Source organism: Amycolatopsis sp. NPDC104775, assembly GCF_055583325.1.
Map to the genome: position 1 here is coordinate 1,925,074 of NZ_JBVJOE010000001.1, position 17,706 is coordinate 1,942,779.

Annotated in this window: 16 protein-coding genes; 6 read left to right on the forward strand and 10 right to left on the reverse strand. The window is 68.1% G+C overall.

What is annotated here, in order from left to right; all coding sequences use genetic code 11:
* Position 1: 1 nt before the first annotated feature.
* Positions 2–706, reverse strand: coding sequence for an SDR family NAD(P)-dependent oxidoreductase (locus ACZ63D_RS08625; RefSeq protein WP_465353624.1), 705 nt, complete (start codon positions 704–706; stop codon positions 2–4).
* 103 nt (positions 707–809) lie between these two features.
* Here ACZ63D_RS08625 and ACZ63D_RS08630 point away from each other — a divergent pair, with 103 nt between their 5' ends.
* Positions 810–1,364, forward strand: coding sequence for a TetR/AcrR family transcriptional regulator (locus ACZ63D_RS08630; protein WP_465353625.1), 555 nt, complete (start codon positions 810–812; stop codon positions 1,362–1,364).
* On the opposite strand, the gene ACZ63D_RS08635 is transcribed toward ACZ63D_RS08630, so the two are convergent.
* Positions 1,361–2,569, reverse strand: a complete 1,209-nt coding sequence (locus ACZ63D_RS08635; RefSeq protein WP_465353626.1) for an MFS transporter — start codon at positions 2,567–2,569, stop codon at positions 1,361–1,363. The two genes, ACZ63D_RS08630 and ACZ63D_RS08635, sit on opposite strands and share 4 nt — an antisense overlap.
* A 111-nt stretch (positions 2,570–2,680) precedes the next feature.
* Positions 2,681–3,772 carry an adenosine deaminase gene (locus ACZ63D_RS08640; RefSeq protein ID WP_465353627.1) on the reverse strand — a complete coding sequence of 364 codons (1,092 nt, stop codon included), beginning with the start codon at positions 3,770–3,772 and terminating at the stop codon, positions 2,681–2,683.
* 211 nt (positions 3,773–3,983) lie between these two features.
* Between ACZ63D_RS08640 and ACZ63D_RS08645 the strand changes: the two genes are divergently transcribed.
* Positions 3,984–5,075 (forward strand): PA containing protein, encoded by a 1,092-nt coding sequence (locus tag ACZ63D_RS08645; RefSeq protein WP_465353628.1) that lies wholly within the window; start codon positions 3,984–3,986, stop codon positions 5,073–5,075.
* Positions 5,076–5,441: 366 nt separating this feature from the next.
* Here ACZ63D_RS08645 and ACZ63D_RS08650 read toward each other — a convergent pair whose 3' ends face one another.
* The 6 genes from ACZ63D_RS08650 to ACZ63D_RS08675 all read right to left on the reverse strand — a co-directional run bounded on the left by ACZ63D_RS08650 (position 5,442) and on the right by ACZ63D_RS08675 (position 12,265).
* Complete coding sequence (locus ACZ63D_RS08650; RefSeq protein WP_465353629.1) at positions 5,442–6,716, reverse strand: thymidine phosphorylase; 1,275 nt, start codon at positions 6,714–6,716, stop codon at positions 5,442–5,444.
* The gene (locus tag ACZ63D_RS08655) at positions 6,713–7,102 is read right to left on the reverse strand and encodes a cytidine deaminase (RefSeq protein ID WP_465353630.1); all 390 of its coding nucleotides are present in this window, start codon (positions 7,100–7,102) and stop codon (positions 6,713–6,715) included. Before ACZ63D_RS08655 ends, ACZ63D_RS08650 begins: the two co-directional genes overlap by 4 nt.
* Positions 7,102–8,334: an ABC transporter permease gene (locus ACZ63D_RS08660; RefSeq protein ID WP_465353733.1), complete on the reverse strand. Its 1,233-nt coding sequence runs from the start codon at positions 8,332–8,334 to the stop codon at positions 7,102–7,104. Before ACZ63D_RS08660 ends, ACZ63D_RS08655 begins: the two co-directional genes overlap by 1 nt.
* A 47-nt stretch (positions 8,335–8,381) precedes the next feature.
* Positions 8,382–9,479, reverse strand: a complete 1,098-nt coding sequence (locus ACZ63D_RS08665) for an ABC transporter permease (RefSeq protein WP_465353631.1) — start codon at positions 9,477–9,479, stop codon at positions 8,382–8,384.
* Positions 9,476–11,041: an ABC transporter ATP-binding protein gene (locus tag ACZ63D_RS08670; RefSeq protein ID WP_465353632.1), complete on the reverse strand. Its 1,566-nt coding sequence runs from the start codon at positions 11,039–11,041 to the stop codon at positions 9,476–9,478. Before ACZ63D_RS08670 ends, ACZ63D_RS08665 begins: the two co-directional genes overlap by 4 nt.
* An 81-nt stretch (positions 11,042–11,122) precedes the next feature.
* On the reverse strand, positions 11,123–12,265 hold the full coding sequence (locus tag ACZ63D_RS08675; protein WP_465353633.1) for a BMP family lipoprotein: 1,143 nt from the start codon (positions 12,263–12,265) through the stop codon (positions 11,123–11,125).
* 542 nt (positions 12,266–12,807) lie between these two features.
* Here ACZ63D_RS08675 and sdhC point away from each other — a divergent pair.
* The 4 genes from sdhC to ACZ63D_RS08695 are packed head-to-tail and all read left to right on the forward strand — an operon-like array spanning position 12,808 to position 16,242.
* Positions 12,808–13,257 (forward strand): succinate dehydrogenase, cytochrome b556 subunit, encoded by a 450-nt coding sequence (gene sdhC, locus ACZ63D_RS08680; RefSeq protein ID WP_078870582.1) that lies wholly within the window; start codon positions 12,808–12,810, stop codon positions 13,255–13,257.
* Between the two features lie 4 nt (positions 13,258–13,261).
* Positions 13,262–13,678, forward strand: coding sequence for a succinate dehydrogenase hydrophobic membrane anchor subunit (locus ACZ63D_RS08685; protein WP_037712346.1), 417 nt, complete (start codon positions 13,262–13,264; stop codon positions 13,676–13,678).
* A gap of 36 nt (positions 13,679–13,714) precedes the next feature.
* Complete coding sequence (gene sdhA / locus ACZ63D_RS08690; protein ID WP_465353634.1) at positions 13,715–15,469, forward strand: succinate dehydrogenase flavoprotein subunit; 1,755 nt, start codon at positions 13,715–13,717, stop codon at positions 15,467–15,469.
* Positions 15,469–16,242, forward strand: a complete 774-nt coding sequence (locus tag ACZ63D_RS08695; RefSeq protein WP_465353635.1) for a succinate dehydrogenase iron-sulfur subunit — start codon at positions 15,469–15,471, stop codon at positions 16,240–16,242. The genes sdhA and ACZ63D_RS08695 overlap by 1 nt, the downstream gene beginning before the upstream one ends.
* A 64-nt stretch (positions 16,243–16,306) precedes the next feature.
* Here the strand turns inward: ACZ63D_RS08695 and ACZ63D_RS08700 are convergent, their stop codons facing one another.
* A complete protein-coding gene (locus tag ACZ63D_RS08700) occupies positions 16,307–17,689 on the reverse strand; it encodes a S8 family peptidase (protein ID WP_465353636.1) in 1,383 nt (460 codons plus the stop codon).
* Positions 17,690–17,706: the final 17 nt, after the last annotated feature.

Sequence of the window (17,706 nt, forward strand, 5' to 3'; positions counted from 1 at the left end):
GCTAGAGGGCGTCGAACACGCTCTCGGCCGGGTCACCCGCGGAGAACATCTTCCAGGCGACGCCGGCGATCGCATCCGGATCCAGGGTGTGACCGCCGGCGTCGCCGTATTTTTCCCGCTGTGCGACGACCATCCGGTGAATGTCGCCGCGTTCGATCAGCCCGCCGATGATGAGGCTTCCCGCGTACACACCGGTTCCGGCCAGCCCCTCGTGCAGGGTCCGCGCGTAGTTCCGCAGCGCCGCTGACGACACCGCCAGCGCGCCGAGCGCGGGCATCGGCCGCACCGCGCTGAGCCCGCCGGCGAACAGGAATCCGCCGCGGCCGCGCTCCAGCATGCCCGGCAGCAGCTTGCCGACCACCTCGACCGCCGGATACACCCAGCTCATCGCCTTCTCGACGGCCGCCGCGGTCGTTTCGGCGATGTCCGTGGGCATGCTGTCCGGCTCGATCGCCGCCGGGCCGTAGTAGGCGAGGTCGATACCGCCGAACCGTTCGGTGATTTCGTCAAGCGTCGCCCCGATCCCCTTGCGGACATCACCGACGAACGCTTCGGCGTTTTCGAGTTCAGCCAGATAGCTCGGGTGCCGCTCAGCGGTACGCGAAACGAGCGCGACGCGGTAGCCCTCGTCGGCGAACCGGCGCGCCATCGACATTCCGAGGCCGGGTCCGACTCCGAGCACGACAGCGGTCGGGCGAGTGGTCATGGCTTGGCTTCCTTCCCCAGAGACAAATCGAGGGTGCCCTCGACTTCGACCGCCAAGCTACCACAAAAGCCGAGGACACCCTCGACTTTGTACGATGGGACCCATGGCCACCGGATCGAAGCCGTTGCGCGCGGACGCCGCCCGCAATCGCGACAAGCTGCTGGCCGCCGCGACGCGCGCGTTCGGCGAGCACGGCCTCGACACCCCGCTGGAGCAGATCGCCCGCAGCGCCGGGGTCAGCATCGGCACGCTGTACGCGCACTTCCCGACCCGGGACGCCTTCATCGACGCGATCCTGCCCGCGCAAATCGCCGCGCTGGACGAGCTGGCAGCGAAGGCGCTGGCGGAGCCCGACCCATGGCAGGGTTTCACTGGATTCCTGGACGGGCTGTTCTCGTTGCAGGCCAAGGATCACGGCCTCAGCGACGCTCTCGCTCGACGGATGCCGCTGAGCCCCGCCGTGCTAGACGCGTGCCGCGCCGGTTTCGAGCACGCCGCGCGGATTATCGGCCGAGCGAAGGAATCCGGTCAGCTGCGCACTGATTTCGAGCCCGCGGATCTCGCCCCGCTGGTCTCCGCGATGTCGCAGCTGATCCGCGAATCACCCGAAACCTGGCGACGGCACTTGGCGTTCTTTCTCGACGGCTTGCGCGCTTAGTCCTTTTCGGACTCCGCCCGCACCGGCACCAACCCTATTGCCAGCAGCGGGAAAACCGCCGCCACGCAATACGCCAGCGCGTAGCGGCCGTCCCCGATCACCAAGCCCAGCAACGGAGGCGTCAGCGACGCGGCGATGTTCTGCGCAGTGTTCTGCGTTCCCATCGCCCGCCCCGACCACGCGACGCCTGCCAGCTCGGCCGACGCGGTGAAGCCAAGACCGTTGTCCGCCACCGTGATCACCGCCGCCAGCACCAGCGCGGCCAGCACCAGCCACAGCCAGGTCGCGTCCCCGACCGCGACCAGCAGCATCACGACGACGCTCGCGACGGCGAGCTGCCGCATCGGCCGCAACCGGCTGCCGACCCGGTCCGACCAGTACCCGGACGCCAGCCGTCCGAGCGCGCCAAGCACCTGAGCCGCCGCGACGAACACCCCGGCCTGCGCGGCGGTCCATTGATGCTGTGACACCAGGTAGACGGGCGCGAACGCGGACACCGCGAACTGCGGCACCACCAACAGCGCGCTCGCGCCGTGTACTCGCCACAGCCACGGCTTGCGGTACGGCGACGGCGGCCGCTCCCCCTTCGCCGGCCGAGGCGGCCGCGGCGGATCCACGACGAACGCCGCGACCAACAGCGCCACCAAGATCGCCAGCGCGGCCGGAAGCAGCATCGCCGCCTGGAATCCCCACTGCGCGGCCAGCGGCGGCAGCCCGAGCGCGGCCACTCCGACGCCGAGCGGCTGCGCCGTCTGCCGGATACCCATCGCGACGCCGCGCTCGGATTTGGCGAACCAGCCCATCACGACCCGGCCGCTCGCCGCGTTCACCGAGGCCGTGCACGCACCGGCGACCAGAAACACCCCAAAGAGAAGACCGACCGGGTGGTGCCAGAGGGCGGCATACACGAGGAGTAGCCCCGATACGCCCAAGCCCAGCGCCATGATGAGGCGCTCGCCGTAACGGTCCGCAGCCGCGCCCCAGGCGATGAGCGTCAGCAGCAGGCCGATGCTCGGGGCCGCGACCACCGTGCCCGCCTGCGCCAGCGTCAGCTGGTCGGCCTCGCGCATGGCGGGCACGAGAAACGGGAGCCCGTAAAGGAACGAGCAGCTGGCGGTCTGCGCGGCAAGACCGAGCGCGAGGATCAGCCACCGTCGCGAACTGCCTTGTTGCCGCACCTGCTCCCCGGCCTCTACCTGCGCCATTCCGCCCACCGTCTCATTATTTGAGAAGCACGTCTTACATGGTGAACGTTAGTTGGCATGGCTAACGAACGCAACCGCCTTTCGGGGCAGCCGCGTCCGGAGCGCCGGGATTCAGCCGAGCGCCGCGTACCCGGGTTTGACGACCTTCTCGATCAGCTCGAGCCGCTCGTCGAAATCGAGGAACGCGGATTTCATCGCGTTGATGGTGAACCAGCGGAAGTCGTCGAGGCCGAAGCCGAACGTCTCGGCCAGCGCGGCGAATTCACTGGTCATCGTGCAGCCGCTCATCAGCCGGTTGTCGGTGTTGACGGTGACGCGGAAGCGCAGCCGGGCGAGCAGGCCGATGGGATGTTCGGCCAGCGACGGCACGGTTCCGGTCTGGACATTCGACGACGGGCAGATCTCCAGCGGGATCCGCCGGTCCCTTACGTAGGCGGCCAACCGTCCAAGGTGGACATTTCCGTCGGCTCCGGTGGTGATGTCGTCGATGATCCGGACGCCGTGCCCGAGCCGTTCCGCACCGCAGTACTGGATTGCCTCGCCGATCGACGGAAGCCCGAACGCTTCGCCGGCATGAATAGTGAAATGCGCATTGTTCCGGCGCAAATAGTCGAATGCGTCCAGATTGCGGGTGGGCGGGAATCCGTCCTCCGGTCCGGCGATGTCGAATCCGGCGACCCCGGCGTCGCGGTAGCGCACCGCGAGCTCGGCGATCTCGAGCGCGCGGGCGTGCTGGCGCATCCCGCACAACAGCGTCCGCACCCGGATCCGGCCGCCGCCCGCGGCTACCCTCCGCGTCCCCTCGGCGAAGCCTTCCTGGACCGCCTCGACCACTGCATCGAGTGACAGGCCGCGTTCCACGAACAGCTCTGGCGCGTACCGCAGCTCGGCGTAGACCACCCCGTCCGCGGCCAGGTCTTCGACCGCTTCGGCGGCAACCCTGACCAGCGCTTCCTCCGTTTGCATGACGCCACACGTATGGGCGAATGTTTCGAGGTACGACACGAGCGAACCGGAGTCGGCCGCCGCGCGGAACCAGCGGCCCAGCTCGTCCGGATCCGTCGCGGGAAGTTCCCGGTAGCCGAGATCCTCGGCGAGTTCGGCGACCGTCCCCGGGCGCAAGCCGCCGTCGAGGTGATCGTGGAGCAGGACCTTGGGGGCACGGCGCAGGATCTCCGCGCTCAACGGGGTTACGTCCGACATGCTCCAACGGTAGCCTCGCTGTCATTCCCCTACCTGGCCGTAACCGAGAGCACCGGAACAACCCTCTGCTCAGCACTGTGCGCAAGGAATCGGCCATCCGGGTGGCGCGCCCCTTATCCGCGTTCCCCGGGGGCCATACGCACAGCAATTTTCTTCATCGATAAGCTCGGGTCAGTCCCTTCCATTTTCCCCGCCGACGAAGGACACCGCAGTGACCACTGACAACCACATTGCCGCACCGTCGTTCGACCGGATGCGCAACATGCTGGTGCGCGCGGCCGAGGTTCGTGAGAGCGAGCAGCAGCAGATCTTCGACGCGCTCGACGACATCTACGCCCGGCTCGCCCCGGTGGACTCCCTCGGCGCGGTGCGCAAGCGGCTGTCGGAACTGCCGGACCGGACCGAGGTCGGGGTGCTGGCGGAACGCCTCGACGAGGCGATGACGCGGCTGGAATCGCAGGACAACGCGATCGCCGCGCTCACGCACGCGGTGGAGAGCATCGTCGACAAGCTGGCGAAGCCCTTCGCCCAGCTCGACGGACGCCTCGACGGCGTGGCGGCACGGTTCGAGGGCGTCGCGGGCCGGATGGACGGGCTCGAGGACAAGCTGCAGAACATCCACCGCAGGCTCGACGAGCTGGGCGGGCACCTGGACAAGCAGGACGCGAAGCTGGAGTCGCTGCCGCAGGCGACGCAGGGCCCGATCCGCGACCGGATCGAGATGGCCGAGGCGTCGCTGCGCGAGCGGATCGAGACCACCGACCAGGAACTGCGCTCCCGCGTGGACGAGCTGGACCGCGCGACGAAGGAACGCATCGCCACCGCGACCGACGCCGTCAAGAGCGCGGTCTCCGACACCGGCGAGATGATCGACCCGGCCGCGCGGCTGGACTCGGTGGGCACGAAGCTCGAAACGATCACCCAGCGTCTCGACGACCTGTCCACCCGCATCGACAAGGTCGAGGACGACGTCACCGGCCGCATCGGCGACCTGGACGGCTCGGTCCGCAGCGGCCTGTCGAAGGTCGAGGGCACGCTGGCGAAGCAGCCGGACACCGACGAGGTCGACTCGCTGGTGCGCCGCAGCAACGACGAATCGGTCCGCCGCATCGGCGGCCAGCTGGACGAGGCGATGGCGACCTTCGCGGAACTGATGCTGGGCGGTGGCCCCGCGGTGCAGCAGATCGCCCCGCCGCCGCCCGCCCCGCGCCAGCCGCGCCGCAGCTCCCGCAACGGACGCGCGCCCAAGGCCGCGGACGCGAAGGCCAAGGCCGGCGGCGACGCGGACGAGTCGACCGACTGAGAGCGCTGAATGACCGAAGCCCCCGCCCAGAGAATCTGGACGGGGGCTTCGTCGTTTCCAAGTCACCAACCGCGGCCGAGCCCACCCCCGCCCTCCTCGGGGGGCTGCCCATGCCCAGTCTACCGGCCCTACCCGACGAAACCGGCGCATCGAGCCCGCAGAGGCCGACTACTCCACAACTGAGCCAGGGTGTGGACAACCTGGCAGGGGCTCCGTCGCGGCAAATCCTCAGAGGGTGTTTCGAAACCCGGTGGTGTGGTCGGCGTTGGCTGTGATAGCGGCGCGGCGTTCACCGGGCGGTTACGTGCAAGCTGCCGCCAAACGCACGGATTCAGCGACGGACCACGGCGGTTTCAAAACACTCTCTCAGGGCCGAACAGTGTCCAGCACGATCCCCGTCGCAGCAGGCGCCTCCGCGCCCACCTCGAAACCGCCCTCCAGCGCCGCGAGAGCCGCCGGGATCGCGTCCGGAGTGTCGGTGTGCAGTTCCAGCAACGGCTCCCCCGCCACCACCTGATCACCAGGCTTCGCGTGACACAAGATCCCCGCCGCGGCCTGCACCGGATCTTCCTTCCGCGCCCGGCCAGCCCCGAGCCGCCAAGCCGCGACGCCCACCGCGTAGGCGTCCAGCGACGTCAGCACCCCCGAAGCAGGTGCCGGGACGACGTGCACCGAAGAAGGCTGCGGCAGGGCAGCTGAAGGATCCCCGCCCTGGGCAGTGATCATCCGAGCCCACACCTCGTAGGCCTCGCCAGAGGCCAGCACCTCAGCCGGATCGACGGAAATGCCCGCCAACGCCAGCATTTCCCGAGCCAAGGCGACCGTCAACGAGACCACGTCCGCCGGGCCACCGCCGCGAAGGACCTCAACTGCCTCCGCGACCTCGACCGCGTTCCCGACCGCCCGCCCGAGCGGCGTGCTCATGTCGGTGATCAGCGCCGTGCAAGCGACCCCGTGCGCGGTTCCGATGTCCACGAGCGTCCGCGCGAGCAACTGCGCCTCGGGCACGGTCTTCATGAAGGCCCCGGAGCCAGCCTTCACATCCAGCACGAGCCCCGAAGCACCCTCGGCGATCTTCTTGCTCATGATCGAGCTGGCGATCAACGGCACCGACTCGACGGTCGACGTGACATCCCGCAGCGCGTACAGCTTCTTGTCCGCCGGAGCCAGCCCCTCGGTCGCCGCGCAGACCACCGCGCCGACGGAGTTCAGCTGCGCCGCGATCTCGTCCAGAGACAAAGCCGCGCGCCAACCGGGAATCGACTCCAGCTTGTCCAGCGTCCCACCGGTGTGGCCAAGGCCGCGACCGGACAGCTGAGGTACTGCGGCACCGCACGCGGCGACCAGCGGAGCCAGCGGCAAGGTGATCTTGTCGCCGACCCCGCCGGTCGAGTGCTTGTCCACAGTCGGGCGCGCGACGTCCAGCGACAACCGCGAACCCGAGTCGATCATCGCGCCGGTCCAGCGCGCGATCTCGCCGTCGTCCATGCCACGCAAGAAAATCGCCATGGCCAGCGCGGCCATCTGCTCTTCCGCGACCGCTCCGTGGGTATAGGCGTCGACGACCCAGTCGATCTGTTCATCGCTCAGCCGTCCGCCGTCGCGTTTGGTCCGGATGACGTCTACCGCGGTGAAAGTCATGGCAGATCCTCCGGCCCGAACGCGTCCGGCAGCACCTCCGACATCGGCAGCACCCCGCGCGGAGTGTCGACCAGGCACGAGGATCCGCCGAGTTCAAAGAGAATCTGCCGACAACGACCGCACGGCATCAGCAGGTCACCCGCGCCGCTGCGGCAAGCGACCGCGACCAACCGGCCGCCGCCGGACAGTCGCAATTGTCCGGCCATGGTGCACTCAGCGCACAAACCCAAGCCGTACGAAGCGTTTTCGACGTTGCACCCGGTCACCTGCCGACCATCGTCCACAATGGCCGCGACACCGACGTGCAGTCCGGAATAAGGCGCGTAAGCGTGCGAGGCGGCCACGACAGCAGCCGCGCGCAAAGCTTCCCAGTCCACTTCGGACATCAGTCGCCCTCACCTCGCCGGTACTGCGCACCATCCGCCTTGGGCGGCCGAAGTCGTTGCGACGCAACGGCTAGCACGATCAGCGTCACGAAGTGCGCGGTGTACGGGATCAAGTCGCTCGGCAGAGTGTCATTGGTCCAGTAGATCGCGTACAGAATCCCCGCGCCGATCACGCCAAGAGCCGCCGCGATCCAGCGCTTCCGGATCAGCTGCACGATCACGATGATCGCCAGCAGAATCACCGCGCCGTACAGCAACGCCAGCACCGCGTCACCGCCACCGGCGAGCTGCAGACCGTCGGAGTACCCGAACAGCGCCGCACCGCCGAGCAGTCCGCCCGGTCGCCAGTTGCCGAAAATCATCGCGGCCAGACCGATGTACCCGCGGCCGTTGGTCTGGTTCTCCAGGTAGTCCGCGCCGCCCTTGAGCAGCACCAGCGAGGCACCGCCCATGCCAGCGAAACCACCGGAAATCAGCACGCCGACGTACTTGTAGCGGTACACGTTCACGCCGAGCGACTCCGCCGCGACCGGGTTCTCGCCGCACGAACGCAGCCGCAGGCCGAACCGCGTGCGCCAGAGAACCCAGTAGCTCACCGGGACCAGCACGATCGCGATCATGGTCAGCGGCGCGACCCCGGTCACCAGCCCGCGCAGAATGCCCGCGACATCGGACAATCCGACGCGCTGCTGGTTTTCCAGCGACCCCAGCCAGTCCGACAGCCCGGCCGCCGAGTAGGTGTCGAACTTCGGCACCGGCGGCGACTGGCGCGGGTTGCCCGACAGCGGCTCGAAAATGAGGTTCGCCAAGTACTTCGCGACGCCGAGCCCAAGCAGGTTGATCGCGACACCGGAGACGATGTGGTTGACGTTGAACGTCACCGTCGCCACCGCGTGCAGCAGCCCGCCCAGCGCGCCGAACGCGATCGCGGCCAGCAGGCCGACCCACGCGCCGCCGTAATACGCACCCCAGGCCGCGCCCCAGGTGCCGAGGATCATCATGCCTTCGAGGCCGATGTTGATCACGCCCACGCGCTCGGCCCAGAGACCGCCCAGCGCACACAACAGGATCGGCAACGCCAGCCGCAGCGCGGTCGACGCGGTGTTGCTGGACGTCAGCGCCGAAACACCGGTGGCGTACGACGCGGTCGACATGACCGCGATCGCGACCACGGCCCAGATCACGCCGCGCAGCCAGCCGGGGATCCGCGGCCGCTTGCGCTTGACCGGCATCGGCGTCCCGGATTCCGGGCCCGGCCGGGAGAACTCCGTCGTGGTGGTCACACCGCACCGCCTTCCGAGACCGAGGCGCCCTTGCGGCCGTTGCCCGCGAGCGCCCTGCCCACCCTGCGCTGTTCCGCGGCGAGGTCGGCCCGGCGCACGATCTCGTACGCCACGACGACCGAGAGCACGATGACGCCCTGCATGATCGTCGCGATTTCCTTGGACACGTTGATCTGCTCCAGCGACACCGCGGAGGTGTCCAGGAACGCCCACAGCAACGCGCCGAACGCGATGCCGCCGGGGTGGTTCCGGCCGAGCAGCGCGACCGCGATGCCGGTGAAGCCGTACATCTGGGTCGCGGTGATGCCGTAGCTGTAGTCGCGGCCGAGCAGTTCCGGCATGGCGACCAGACCGGCCACCGCACCGGACAGCAGCATCGCGATGAGCGTCATCTTCTTCGCGCTCACGCCACCGGCCGCCGCCGCCGTCGCGGACTCGCCGCTCGCCTTCAGTTCGAAGCCGAACCTGGTGCGGTTCAGCATGAACCAGTACGCGCCGCCGATCACGATCGCGATGAACACGAACCCGAACAGCGTGCCCGAGCCGAGCGGGATGCCCGGGATCCGGCCGGACGGCGCGATCACCCTGGTCCCGATGTTGTTGCCGGTCTGCACGCCGAACTGGTTGGCGTTGATCAGGAACGCGATGATGCCGGCGACGATCGAGTTCAGCATGATCGTCGAGATGACCTCGCTGACGCCGCGGGTCACCTTGAGCACCGCCGGGATCGTCGCGTACAGCGCGCCGGAAACAATGGCCACCAGCAGGATCACGATGGTGTGGATGACCGGCGGCAGCTGCAGTGCCCCGCCGATGATCGCGGCGACCACCGCGGCGAACCGGTACTGGCCCTCGACGCCGATGTTGAACAGGTTCATCTGGAACCCGATCGCAACGGCAAGGCCGGACAGGTAGTACACCGTCGCGAGGTTCACCGTGTCGACCGCGGTGGAACCCTTGAACAGCTGGCCGATCATCGTCCCGTACGCCTGCAACGGGTCGGCGCCGGAGATGACGAGCGCGATCGCGGACAGGATCACCGCGAACGCGATCGCGAGCAGAGGCGGCAAAAGCCGCGTGCGCCACGAACTCATGAGTCTTCACCTTCTTCGGCTCCGGTCATGGCGGAACCGAGTTCCTGCGGAGTGACGGTGGCCGGGTTCGCCTCGCTCACGAGCCGCCCGCGCAGCATCACGCGAATGGTGTCGGACAGCCCGATCAGCTCGTCGAGGTCCGCGGAAATCAGCAGTACGGCGAGGCCGTCGGCACGGGCCTGGCGGATCTGTTCCCAGATCAACGCCTGCGCACCGACGTCGACCCCGCGCGTCGGGTGGGAAGCGATCAGCAGCACCGGGTCGCCGGACAGCTCGCGGCCGACGATCAGCTTCTGCTGGTTCCCGCCGGACAGCGCGGCGGCCGGGACGTCGATGCCGGGCGTGCGGACGTCGTACTCGCGCACGATCCGCTCGGTGTCCTCCCGCGCGCCCGCGATGTTGAGCAACTGGCCGCCGGACACCGGTTCCCGCGTCTGGTACCCGAGAATCCGGTTGACCCACAACGGCTGCGTGAGCAGCAGGCTGTGCCGCGTGCGGTCCTCGGCGATGTAGCCGATGCCCGCCTCGCGCCGCGCCAGCGTGCCCATTTTGACCAGGTCGCGCGTCTCGCCCTCCGGCGGAGTCAGCTCGATGTGGCCGCCGCTCGCCTTGCGCATCCCCATGATCGTCTCGACCAGTTCGGTCTGGCCGTTGCCCTCGACGCCCGCGATGCCGAGCACCTCGCCCGCGTGCACGGTGAAGGAAATGTGGTCGAGCACGTTGCGCTCGGACCCTTCGGCCGACAGCCGCAGCTCGTGCACCCGCAGGACCTCGCGGTCGGTCACCGTCGACTCGCGCGTCTCCGGGCTCGGCAGCTCCGAGCCGACCATCATCTCGGCCAGTTCACGGCTGGTGATCTTCTTCGGATCCGCGGTGCCGACCGTGGTGCCGCGCCGGATCACGGTGACCGTGTCGGCGATCGCGCGCACCTCGTCGAGCTTGTGCGAGATGAAGAGGAAGGTGTACCCGTCGGCCTGCATCTCGCGGACGGTGGCGAACAGCGCGTCCACTTCCTGCGGCACGAGCACGGCGGTCGGCTCGTCGAGAATGATGATTTTCGCGCCGCGGTAAAGGACTTTGACGATCTCGACGCGCTGCCGGTCGGCGACGCCGAGTTCCTCCAGCAGCGCGTCCGGCTTCGCGTGCAGCCCGGTCCGCTTCGACAGCTCCGCCAAGCGCGCCCGCGCCGCCCGGCCGATGCCGTGCAGCGCCTCCGCGCCGAGGAACACGTTTTCCGCGACGGTCAGGTTGTCGGCGAGCATGAAGTGCTGGTGCACCATGCCGATCCCGGCGCGGATGGCGTCCTGCGGATTGCGCAGTTTCACCTCGCCGCCGTTGATGGAGATGCTGCCCTCGTCGGGCTGCTGCATCCCGTACAGGATCTTCATCAGGGTCGACTTGCCCGCGCCGTTCTCCCCGCACAGCGCGTGCACTTCGCCCGCCGCGACGGTGAGGTTGACGTCGGAGTTCGCGACCACGCCGGGGAACCGTTTGGTGATCCCGGTCAGCTGGACGGCCGGCACGCCCCGGTCGGGGACGGCTTCGGCCTCGATCTCGGTCATCGGAGGGGACATCCCGTTCTGTCGGAAACGCGTGAGGGCTCGGAAGGAGGATTCCTTCCGAGCCCTGCCGCGTCGTGAGCGTTACTTGGCCGGCTTGTCCGAGACCGTGATGGCGCCGGAGACGATCTGGGCCTTGTACCCGTCGAGCACGTCCTTGATGTCGTCGACCTTGCCACCGGAGGTGGAGTAGCCGACACCGTCGGACTTGAGGTCGAAGCGCTTCGGCACCGTGCTCAGGTCGCCCTTCGCGACGGCCTGCAGGTACTCGAAGACCGCGACGTCGACGCGCTTGATCATCGAGGTGATGATGATGTCCTTGTCGGCGGCGACGGTCTTCTGGTTGTACTGGTCGGAGTCGACGCCGATGGCCAGCGCGTTGTTCTGCTTCGCCGCGTCGAACACGCCCTTACCGGAGGCGCCTGCCGCGTGGTAGACCACGTCCGCGCCGCGGGAGATCTCGGCCGCCGCCTTCGCGTTGCCCTTCGGCGGGTCCTGGAAGCCGGAGAAGTCGCCGGCCGGCGTCAGGTACTCGTCCTCGATCTTGATCTTGCTCGAAACGGCCTTCGCGCCCTGCAGGAAGCCCGCCTCGAACTTCTGGATCAGCGGGGTGTTCACGCCGCCGACGAAGCCGACGTGGCACTTCTTGCTCTTGTACGCGGCGGCGACGCCGGCCAGGAACGAGCCCTGCTCCTCGGCGAAGACCAGCGGCGTGACGTTCGGCAGGCTGATCGAGTCGTCGTCGACGATCGCGAACTTGGTGTTCGGGTACTTGGTGGCGACGGCCTTCACCGACTGCGCGTACGCGAATCCGACCGCGACGATCGGGTTCAGGCCCTGCTGCGCCATCTGCTCGAGCCGCTGCTGCTTGGCGGCTTCGCTCTCGCTCGCGCTCGCGGTGCTCTCGTTGACCGTCGGGACGCCGAGGTCGGACTTCGCCCGGTCGGTTCCCGCGGCGGCCGCGTCGTTGAAGGAAGCGTCACCGCGACCGCCGACGTCGAAGGCCAGGCCGACCTTGAGCTTGCTGCCGTCGACCTTGCCCGAGGCGGCGCTGCTGCTCGTGGCGGCGGCAGGCGCGGCGGGCGGCTTCGGGGCGGTGATGCAGTTGGAGCCCGAATTGCCGTCCGAACCGGACGCGTTGTTGTTGCTTCCCCCGGTGTCCTTCGCGCACCCGGCCAGAGCAAGCACCCCGGCCATGGTCGCGGCGGCCAGCGCGGTTCCACGCATGCGACGCAACGTGTGTCTCCCTCCCCGCTGATCCAGCGGACGATCCAGGAACGGCCCGGTCACGGTCGCCGGGCTCAACTGGCAGACCGTACCCAACCGCCGGGTAACCGCCATAGGAACGGCACGCTACGTAACACAAACGTTTACTCGGAGGCTCGATCCGCGACCATTCCGGCGCCGACCGTGATCAACAGGCCCCGCCCGGCCGCCCCCGCTCACTCACCGTGGTCCCGAAGAGCCCGCGAGGGAACTCTGGCGGACTCAGAGTCCCTCTGAACTCCTCGCACAGACGTCTTCGACGTGCTCCAGACCACACGTCCGAGTGGTCTGCCGTGGTCACCGGTGTCTGGTCTGTCACAGAGAGGAACCCGGAGATGAGCCGCGCGTTGGGGTCGGGTCTAGCATCCTCTGCATCCACGCTCGATGGCCCCTGATCTCGGCACCGTCGCCGGAGTTGTCCCCAGTGGACCGACCCCGGCCGCGGGTGCGGACCTCACCGGTCACCCGGGCACGACAGTCATGACGTTGGAGGCCGTTCACCGATGTCCACCACGGCGAGCACTGCCACCGAAAGCGGGGCAGGAGCTAGCGATCGGGCGGGTGCCTCACGCCGGCAGGGAACCTTCTACCGGGGCGACCCCGGCATGTGGTCCTGGGTGCTTCACCGCATCACCGGCGTGCTGACCTTTTTCTTCCTGTTCGTGCACGTGCTCGACACCGCGCTCGTGCGCGTGTCGCCGAACACCTACGACCAGGTCATCGAGACGTACAAGACGCCGATCGTGAACCTGCTCGAGGTCGGCCTTGTCGGCGCGGTGCTGTTCCACGCACTCAACGGGCTGCGCGTCCTGCTGGTCGACTTCTGGGCCAAGGGCCCGAAGTACCAGAAGACGATGCTCTGGGTCATCGGCGTCGTGTGGGTGGTCGTGATGGTTCCGGGTGCGTTCTTCATGCTGAAGCGCACCGTCGAGACGCTTTTCGGGGGTGCCTGATCCCATGGCCGACGCTCTGATCCTCGACAAGCCGCGTTCGCCGCGGCGCCCGTCCGCCCGGCGCAGCAACTTCGAGCTCTACAGCTGGCTGTTCATGCGCATTTCCGGGCTCGCGCTGATCATCCTGGTGCTGGGCCACCTGTTCATCATGAACATCCTCGACGGCGGCGTGCACCGCATCAACTGGGGCTTCGTCGCCGGCCGCTGGGCCTCGCCGTTCTGGCAGTTCTGGGACCTCGCGATGCTGTGGCTCGCCGAAATCCACGGCGGCAACGGCCTGCGCACGATCATCGACGACTACGCGCGCAAGGACTCCACCCGGTTCTGGCTGAAGATCCTGCTCTACGTCTCGATGGCGCTCATCCTGGCCGTCGGCACCATGGTGATCTTCACGTTCGACCCCGAGATGCCCGCCTCCTAAGGGCGCACCCACCACTAGCTAGCGGAGTCTTTCCCTATGCAGTTCCACAAGTACGACGTGGTGATCGTCGGCGCGGGCGGCGCCGGCATGCGCGCGGCCATCGAGTCCGGTCAGCGCGCCCGCACCGCGGTCCTCACCAAGCTGTACCCGACCCGGTCCCACACCGGCGCGGCACAGGGCGGCATGTGCGCCGCGCTGGCGAACGTCGAAGAGGACAACTGGGAATGGCACACCTTCGACACCGTCAAGGGCGGTGACTACCTGGTCGACCAGGACGCCGCGGAGATCATGGCCAAGGAGGCCATCGACGCCGTCCTCGACCTGGAGAAGATGGGCCTCCCGTTCAACCGGACGCCCGAGGGCAAGATCGACCAGCGCCGGTTCGGCGGGCACACCCGCGACCACGGCAAGGCCGCGGTGCGCCGCGCCTGCTACGCCGCGGACCGCACCGGCCACATGATTCTCCAGACGCTGTACCAAAACTGCGTCAAGCACGGCACCGAGTTCTTCAACGAGTTCTACGTGCTCGACCTGGTGCTGTCCGAGGGCGAGGACGGCAACCCGATCGCCTCCGGCGTGGTCGCCTACGAGCTGGCCACCGGCGAGCTGCACGTGTTCCAGGCGAAGTCGATCGTGTTCGCCACCGGCGGCGCGGGCAAGATCTTCAAGACCACCTCGAACGCGCACACCCTCACCGGCGACGGCCTCGGCATCATCTTCCGCAAGGGCCTTCCGCTGGAGGACATGGAGTTCTTCCAGTTCCACCCGACCGGCCTCGCCGGACTCGGCATCCTGATCTCCGAGGCGGTGCGCGGCGAGGGCGGCATCCTCCGCAACGCCGACGGCGAGCGGTTCATGGAGCGCTACGCCCCCACCATCAAGGACCTCGCGCCGCGCGACATCGTCGCCCGGTCGATGGTCCAGGAGGTGCTGCAGGGCCGCGGCTGCGGGCCGAACAAGGACTACGTCGTCCTCGACGTGACCCACCTCCCGGTCGAGGTCCTCGAGACCAAGCTGCCGGACATCACCGAGTTCTCCCGCACCTACCTCGGCGTCGACCCGGTCAAGGAGCCGGTGCCGGTGTTCCCGACGTGCCACTACGTCATGGGCGGCATCCCGACGAACGTCCACGGCGAGGCGCTGCGCGACAACGAGCACGTCATCCCGGGCCTGTACGCCGCGGGCGAGGTGGCCTGCGTGTCGGTGCACGGTTCGAACCGGCTGGGCACGAACTCGCTGCTGGACATCAACGTGTTCGGCCGCCGCGCGGGCATCGCCGCCGCGGAGTACGCGCTGGCGCACGACCACGTCGAGCTGCCGGAGAACCCGACTCAGCTGGTCGAGGACCAGCTGGAGCTGCTGCTGTCGGAGCACGGCGACGAGCGCGTCGCCGACATCCGCAAGGAAATGCAGCAGACGATGGACTCGCATGCTTCGGTGTACCGCACCGAGGACACGTTGAAGCAGGCGCTGACCGACATCCAGGCGCTCAAGGAGCGCTACCAGCGGATCACCGTGGCGGACAAGGGCAAGCGGTACAACACCGACCTGCTCGAGGCTGTCGAACTGGGCTTCCTGCTGGAGCTGGCCGAGGTCCTGGTCGTCGGCGCGATCGCGCGCAAGGAGTCCCGCGGCGGCCACGCCCGCGAGGACTACCCGAACCGCGACGATACGAACTTCATGCGGCACACCATGGCCTACAAGCAGGGCGAGGGGCTGTCGGCCGACATCCGGCTCGACTACAAGCCGGTCACCTTCACCCGCTACGAACCGATGGAGCGGAAGTACTGATGACGACGGCCACCCCTGAGGCGCCCTCCTCGAAGGCGTCCGACGAGCACACGCCGATCCAGGTCGCGCTGAAAATCCTGCGGTTCAACCCGGAGGTCGACTCCGAACCGCACTGGGAGACCTACGACGTCCCGGCGCAGCCGACCGACCGCGTGCTGAACCTGCTGTTCTACGTCAAGGACTACATCGACGGCACGTTCGCCTTCCGCCGCTCGTGCGCGCACGGCGTGTGCGGTTCGGACGCGATGCAGATCAACGGGATCAACCGGCTGGCCTGCAAGGTGCTGTTGAAGGACCTGCTGGAGAAGAACGGCAAGAAGACCGAGATCACCATCGCCCCGATCAAGGGCCTGACGACGTTGAAGGACCTCTACGTCGACATGGACCCGTTCTTCGAGGCGTACCGGGCGATCAAGCCGTACCTGATCACCTACGGCAACGAGCCGACCCGCGAGCGGATCCAGTCCCAGGCCGACCGCAACCGGTTCGACGACACCACCAAGTGCATCCTGTGCGCCTGCTGCACGTCGTCCTGCCCGGTGTACTGGAACGACGGCTCGTACTTCGGCCCGGCGGCGATCGTCAACGCCCACCGCTTCATCTTCGACTCCCGCGACGAGGGCGCCGAGGAGCGGCTGGACATCCTGAACGACGGCGAAGGCGTGTGGCGCTGCCGCACGACGTTCAACTGCACCGACGCCTGCCCGCGCGGCATCCAGGTGACGAAGGCGATCCAGGAAGTGAAGCGCGCGCTGCTGTTCAAGCGCGTCTGATCTTTAGCTAGGAAAGCGGCCCTCGCCCCGAGCACTCGGGACGAGGGCCGTTTTTGTTGCTACGTCAGTGAACCGCGTCCAGCGCGTTGACAAGCCCGCGCCCGTAATACGAGTTGTCCCGCTTCGGCCCCTCGCACGCCGACGCATCACAAGCCACCGGATCCGCCTTCGCGGTAAGCAAAGCCGCCAAAGCGCGCGGCGGTGCGTTCCGATGCGTAGAAGCCAACAACGCCGCAACCCCAGCCACGTGCGGTGAGGCCATCGAAGTGCCGCACTTCGTCCCGTACGCGCCGTTGAAAATCGTCGACAGCGGGCATCCTGTGCCCTCGCCGGAAGGCGGAACCTGCCGGGGATCGCCGCCCGGTGCGGTGACGGTGACCGAGCCGTAGTTGGAGTAGTAGGCCTTCGTCCCGGCGTAACCGACCGCGGACACCGTCACCACACCGTCGATCGCCTTCGGCAGGATGCCGCACGAGGAATCAATCTGGTGTGGACGGTTCGGGTCGACCGTCTGCGTACGAACGTCGAAGCCGGAGTTGCCCGCCGCAGCGACATTCAGAGTCCCGCGCTGCGTCGAGTACGTCACGGCACGCCGTACGGCTTCGTACGCGGCAGCGTCGCCCGCTTCGTTGCGGCAGTAGAACATCCCGGGGTCGATGTAGTAGCTGTTGTTCGTCACCTGGAAACCGTGCTGTGCGGCCCAGACGAAGCCACAGACAGCCGACTCCGGGAAAATGTAGCCGCCGTCGCTCACCACCTTCACCGACGCCAGCCGCACGCCCGGCGCGATGCCGGTGAAGCCGCGCTTAGCGTCCTTGCCCGCGATGGTGCCCGCGACGTGCGTGCCGTGGTCGGAAGTCGTCGGCGTCCACGCGGAAGCGTCCGGAGCGCCGGTGACGCACCCGGTCGACAACTGCGGGTCTACCGCGTGCGCGAGCGCGGGGTGTTTGGCGTCGATGCCGGAATCCAGCACTCCGACGGTGACCGACCGCGAACCGGGGTTGATCTTGTTCGCCTCCGGAGCGTGGATCGCCCGCATGTCCCATTGCTGAGTCGACAAATCGTCACCGGTGGCGACGCTCTCCGTCTGCTCCAGCATCCCGACCGCCGAGCGAAGTCCGGCGCGGGCGGCGGCTTTCGCGGCGACGTCCTTGCCTCCTGAATACGCCCGCTTCACCCCGATCCGGTCGGCGAAGTCCGCGTTGCGCGAGCTGGCGACCGCGACGCCGATCTCCGGGTAGTACGCGATCCGCTTGCCGCATTTGGCGGTCAGCTCCGCGTCGACCGAGCGCTGTGTTTCACCCGGTTGGTAGAGCACGACGTAGGTGTAGGGCGTACTGGTCGTGTCGCACGACGGCGCGGGCGCGGCGGACGCGGGCACGGCCACCGCACCGGCGGCGACCCCGGCCACCGCGAAGGGGACGAGCAATCGACGTAAACGGGACATTCAGCCTCCATGGTCGG

What these genes read in the sequence shown, in the direction of transcription:
- ACZ63D_RS08650 (WP_465353629.1), bottom strand. Translation starts at nt 6,716, where the DNA reads ATGACTTTCACCGCGGTAGACGTCATCCGGACCAAACGCGACGGCGGA.
- ACZ63D_RS08635 (WP_465353626.1), bottom strand. Translation starts at nt 2,569, where the DNA reads ATGGCGCAGGTAGAGGCCGGGGAGCAGGTGCGGCAACAAGGCAGTTCG.
- ACZ63D_RS08640 (WP_465353627.1), bottom strand. Translation starts at nt 3,772, where the DNA reads ATGTCGGACGTAACCCCGTTGAGCGCGGAGATCCTGCGCCGTGCCCCC.
- ACZ63D_RS08655 (WP_465353630.1), bottom strand. Translation starts at nt 7,102, where the DNA reads ATGTCCGAAGTGGACTGGGAAGCTTTGCGCGCGGCTGCTGTCGTGGCC.
- sdhA (WP_465353634.1), top strand. Translation starts at nt 13,715, where the DNA reads ATGCAGTTCCACAAGTACGACGTGGTGATCGTCGGCGCGGGCGGCGCC.
- ACZ63D_RS08665 (WP_465353631.1), bottom strand. Translation starts at nt 9,479, where the DNA reads ATGAGTTCGTGGCGCACGCGGCTTTTGCCGCCTCTGCTCGCGATCGCG.
- ACZ63D_RS08660 (WP_465353733.1), bottom strand. Translation starts at nt 8,334, where the DNA reads ATGCCGGTCAAGCGCAAGCGGCCGCGGATCCCCGGCTGGCTGCGCGGC.
- ACZ63D_RS08625 (WP_465353624.1), bottom strand. Translation starts at nt 706, where the DNA reads ATGACCACTCGCCCGACCGCTGTCGTGCTCGGAGTCGGACCCGGCCTC.
- sdhC (WP_078870582.1), top strand. Translation starts at nt 12,808, where the DNA reads ATGTCCACCACGGCGAGCACTGCCACCGAAAGCGGGGCAGGAGCTAGC.
- ACZ63D_RS08700 (WP_465353636.1), bottom strand. Translation starts at nt 17,689, where the DNA reads ATGTCCCGTTTACGTCGATTGCTCGTCCCCTTCGCGGTGGCCGGGGTC.
- ACZ63D_RS08670 (WP_465353632.1), bottom strand. Translation starts at nt 11,041, where the DNA reads ATGACCGAGATCGAGGCCGAAGCCGTCCCCGACCGGGGCGTGCCGGCC.
- ACZ63D_RS08685 (WP_037712346.1), top strand. Translation starts at nt 13,262, where the DNA reads ATGGCCGACGCTCTGATCCTCGACAAGCCGCGTTCGCCGCGGCGCCCG.
- ACZ63D_RS08630 (WP_465353625.1), top strand. Translation starts at nt 810, where the DNA reads ATGGCCACCGGATCGAAGCCGTTGCGCGCGGACGCCGCCCGCAATCGC.
- ACZ63D_RS08695 (WP_465353635.1), top strand. Translation starts at nt 15,469, where the DNA reads ATGACGACGGCCACCCCTGAGGCGCCCTCCTCGAAGGCGTCCGACGAG.
- ACZ63D_RS08675 (WP_465353633.1), bottom strand. Translation starts at nt 12,265, where the DNA reads ATGCGTGGAACCGCGCTGGCCGCCGCGACCATGGCCGGGGTGCTTGCT.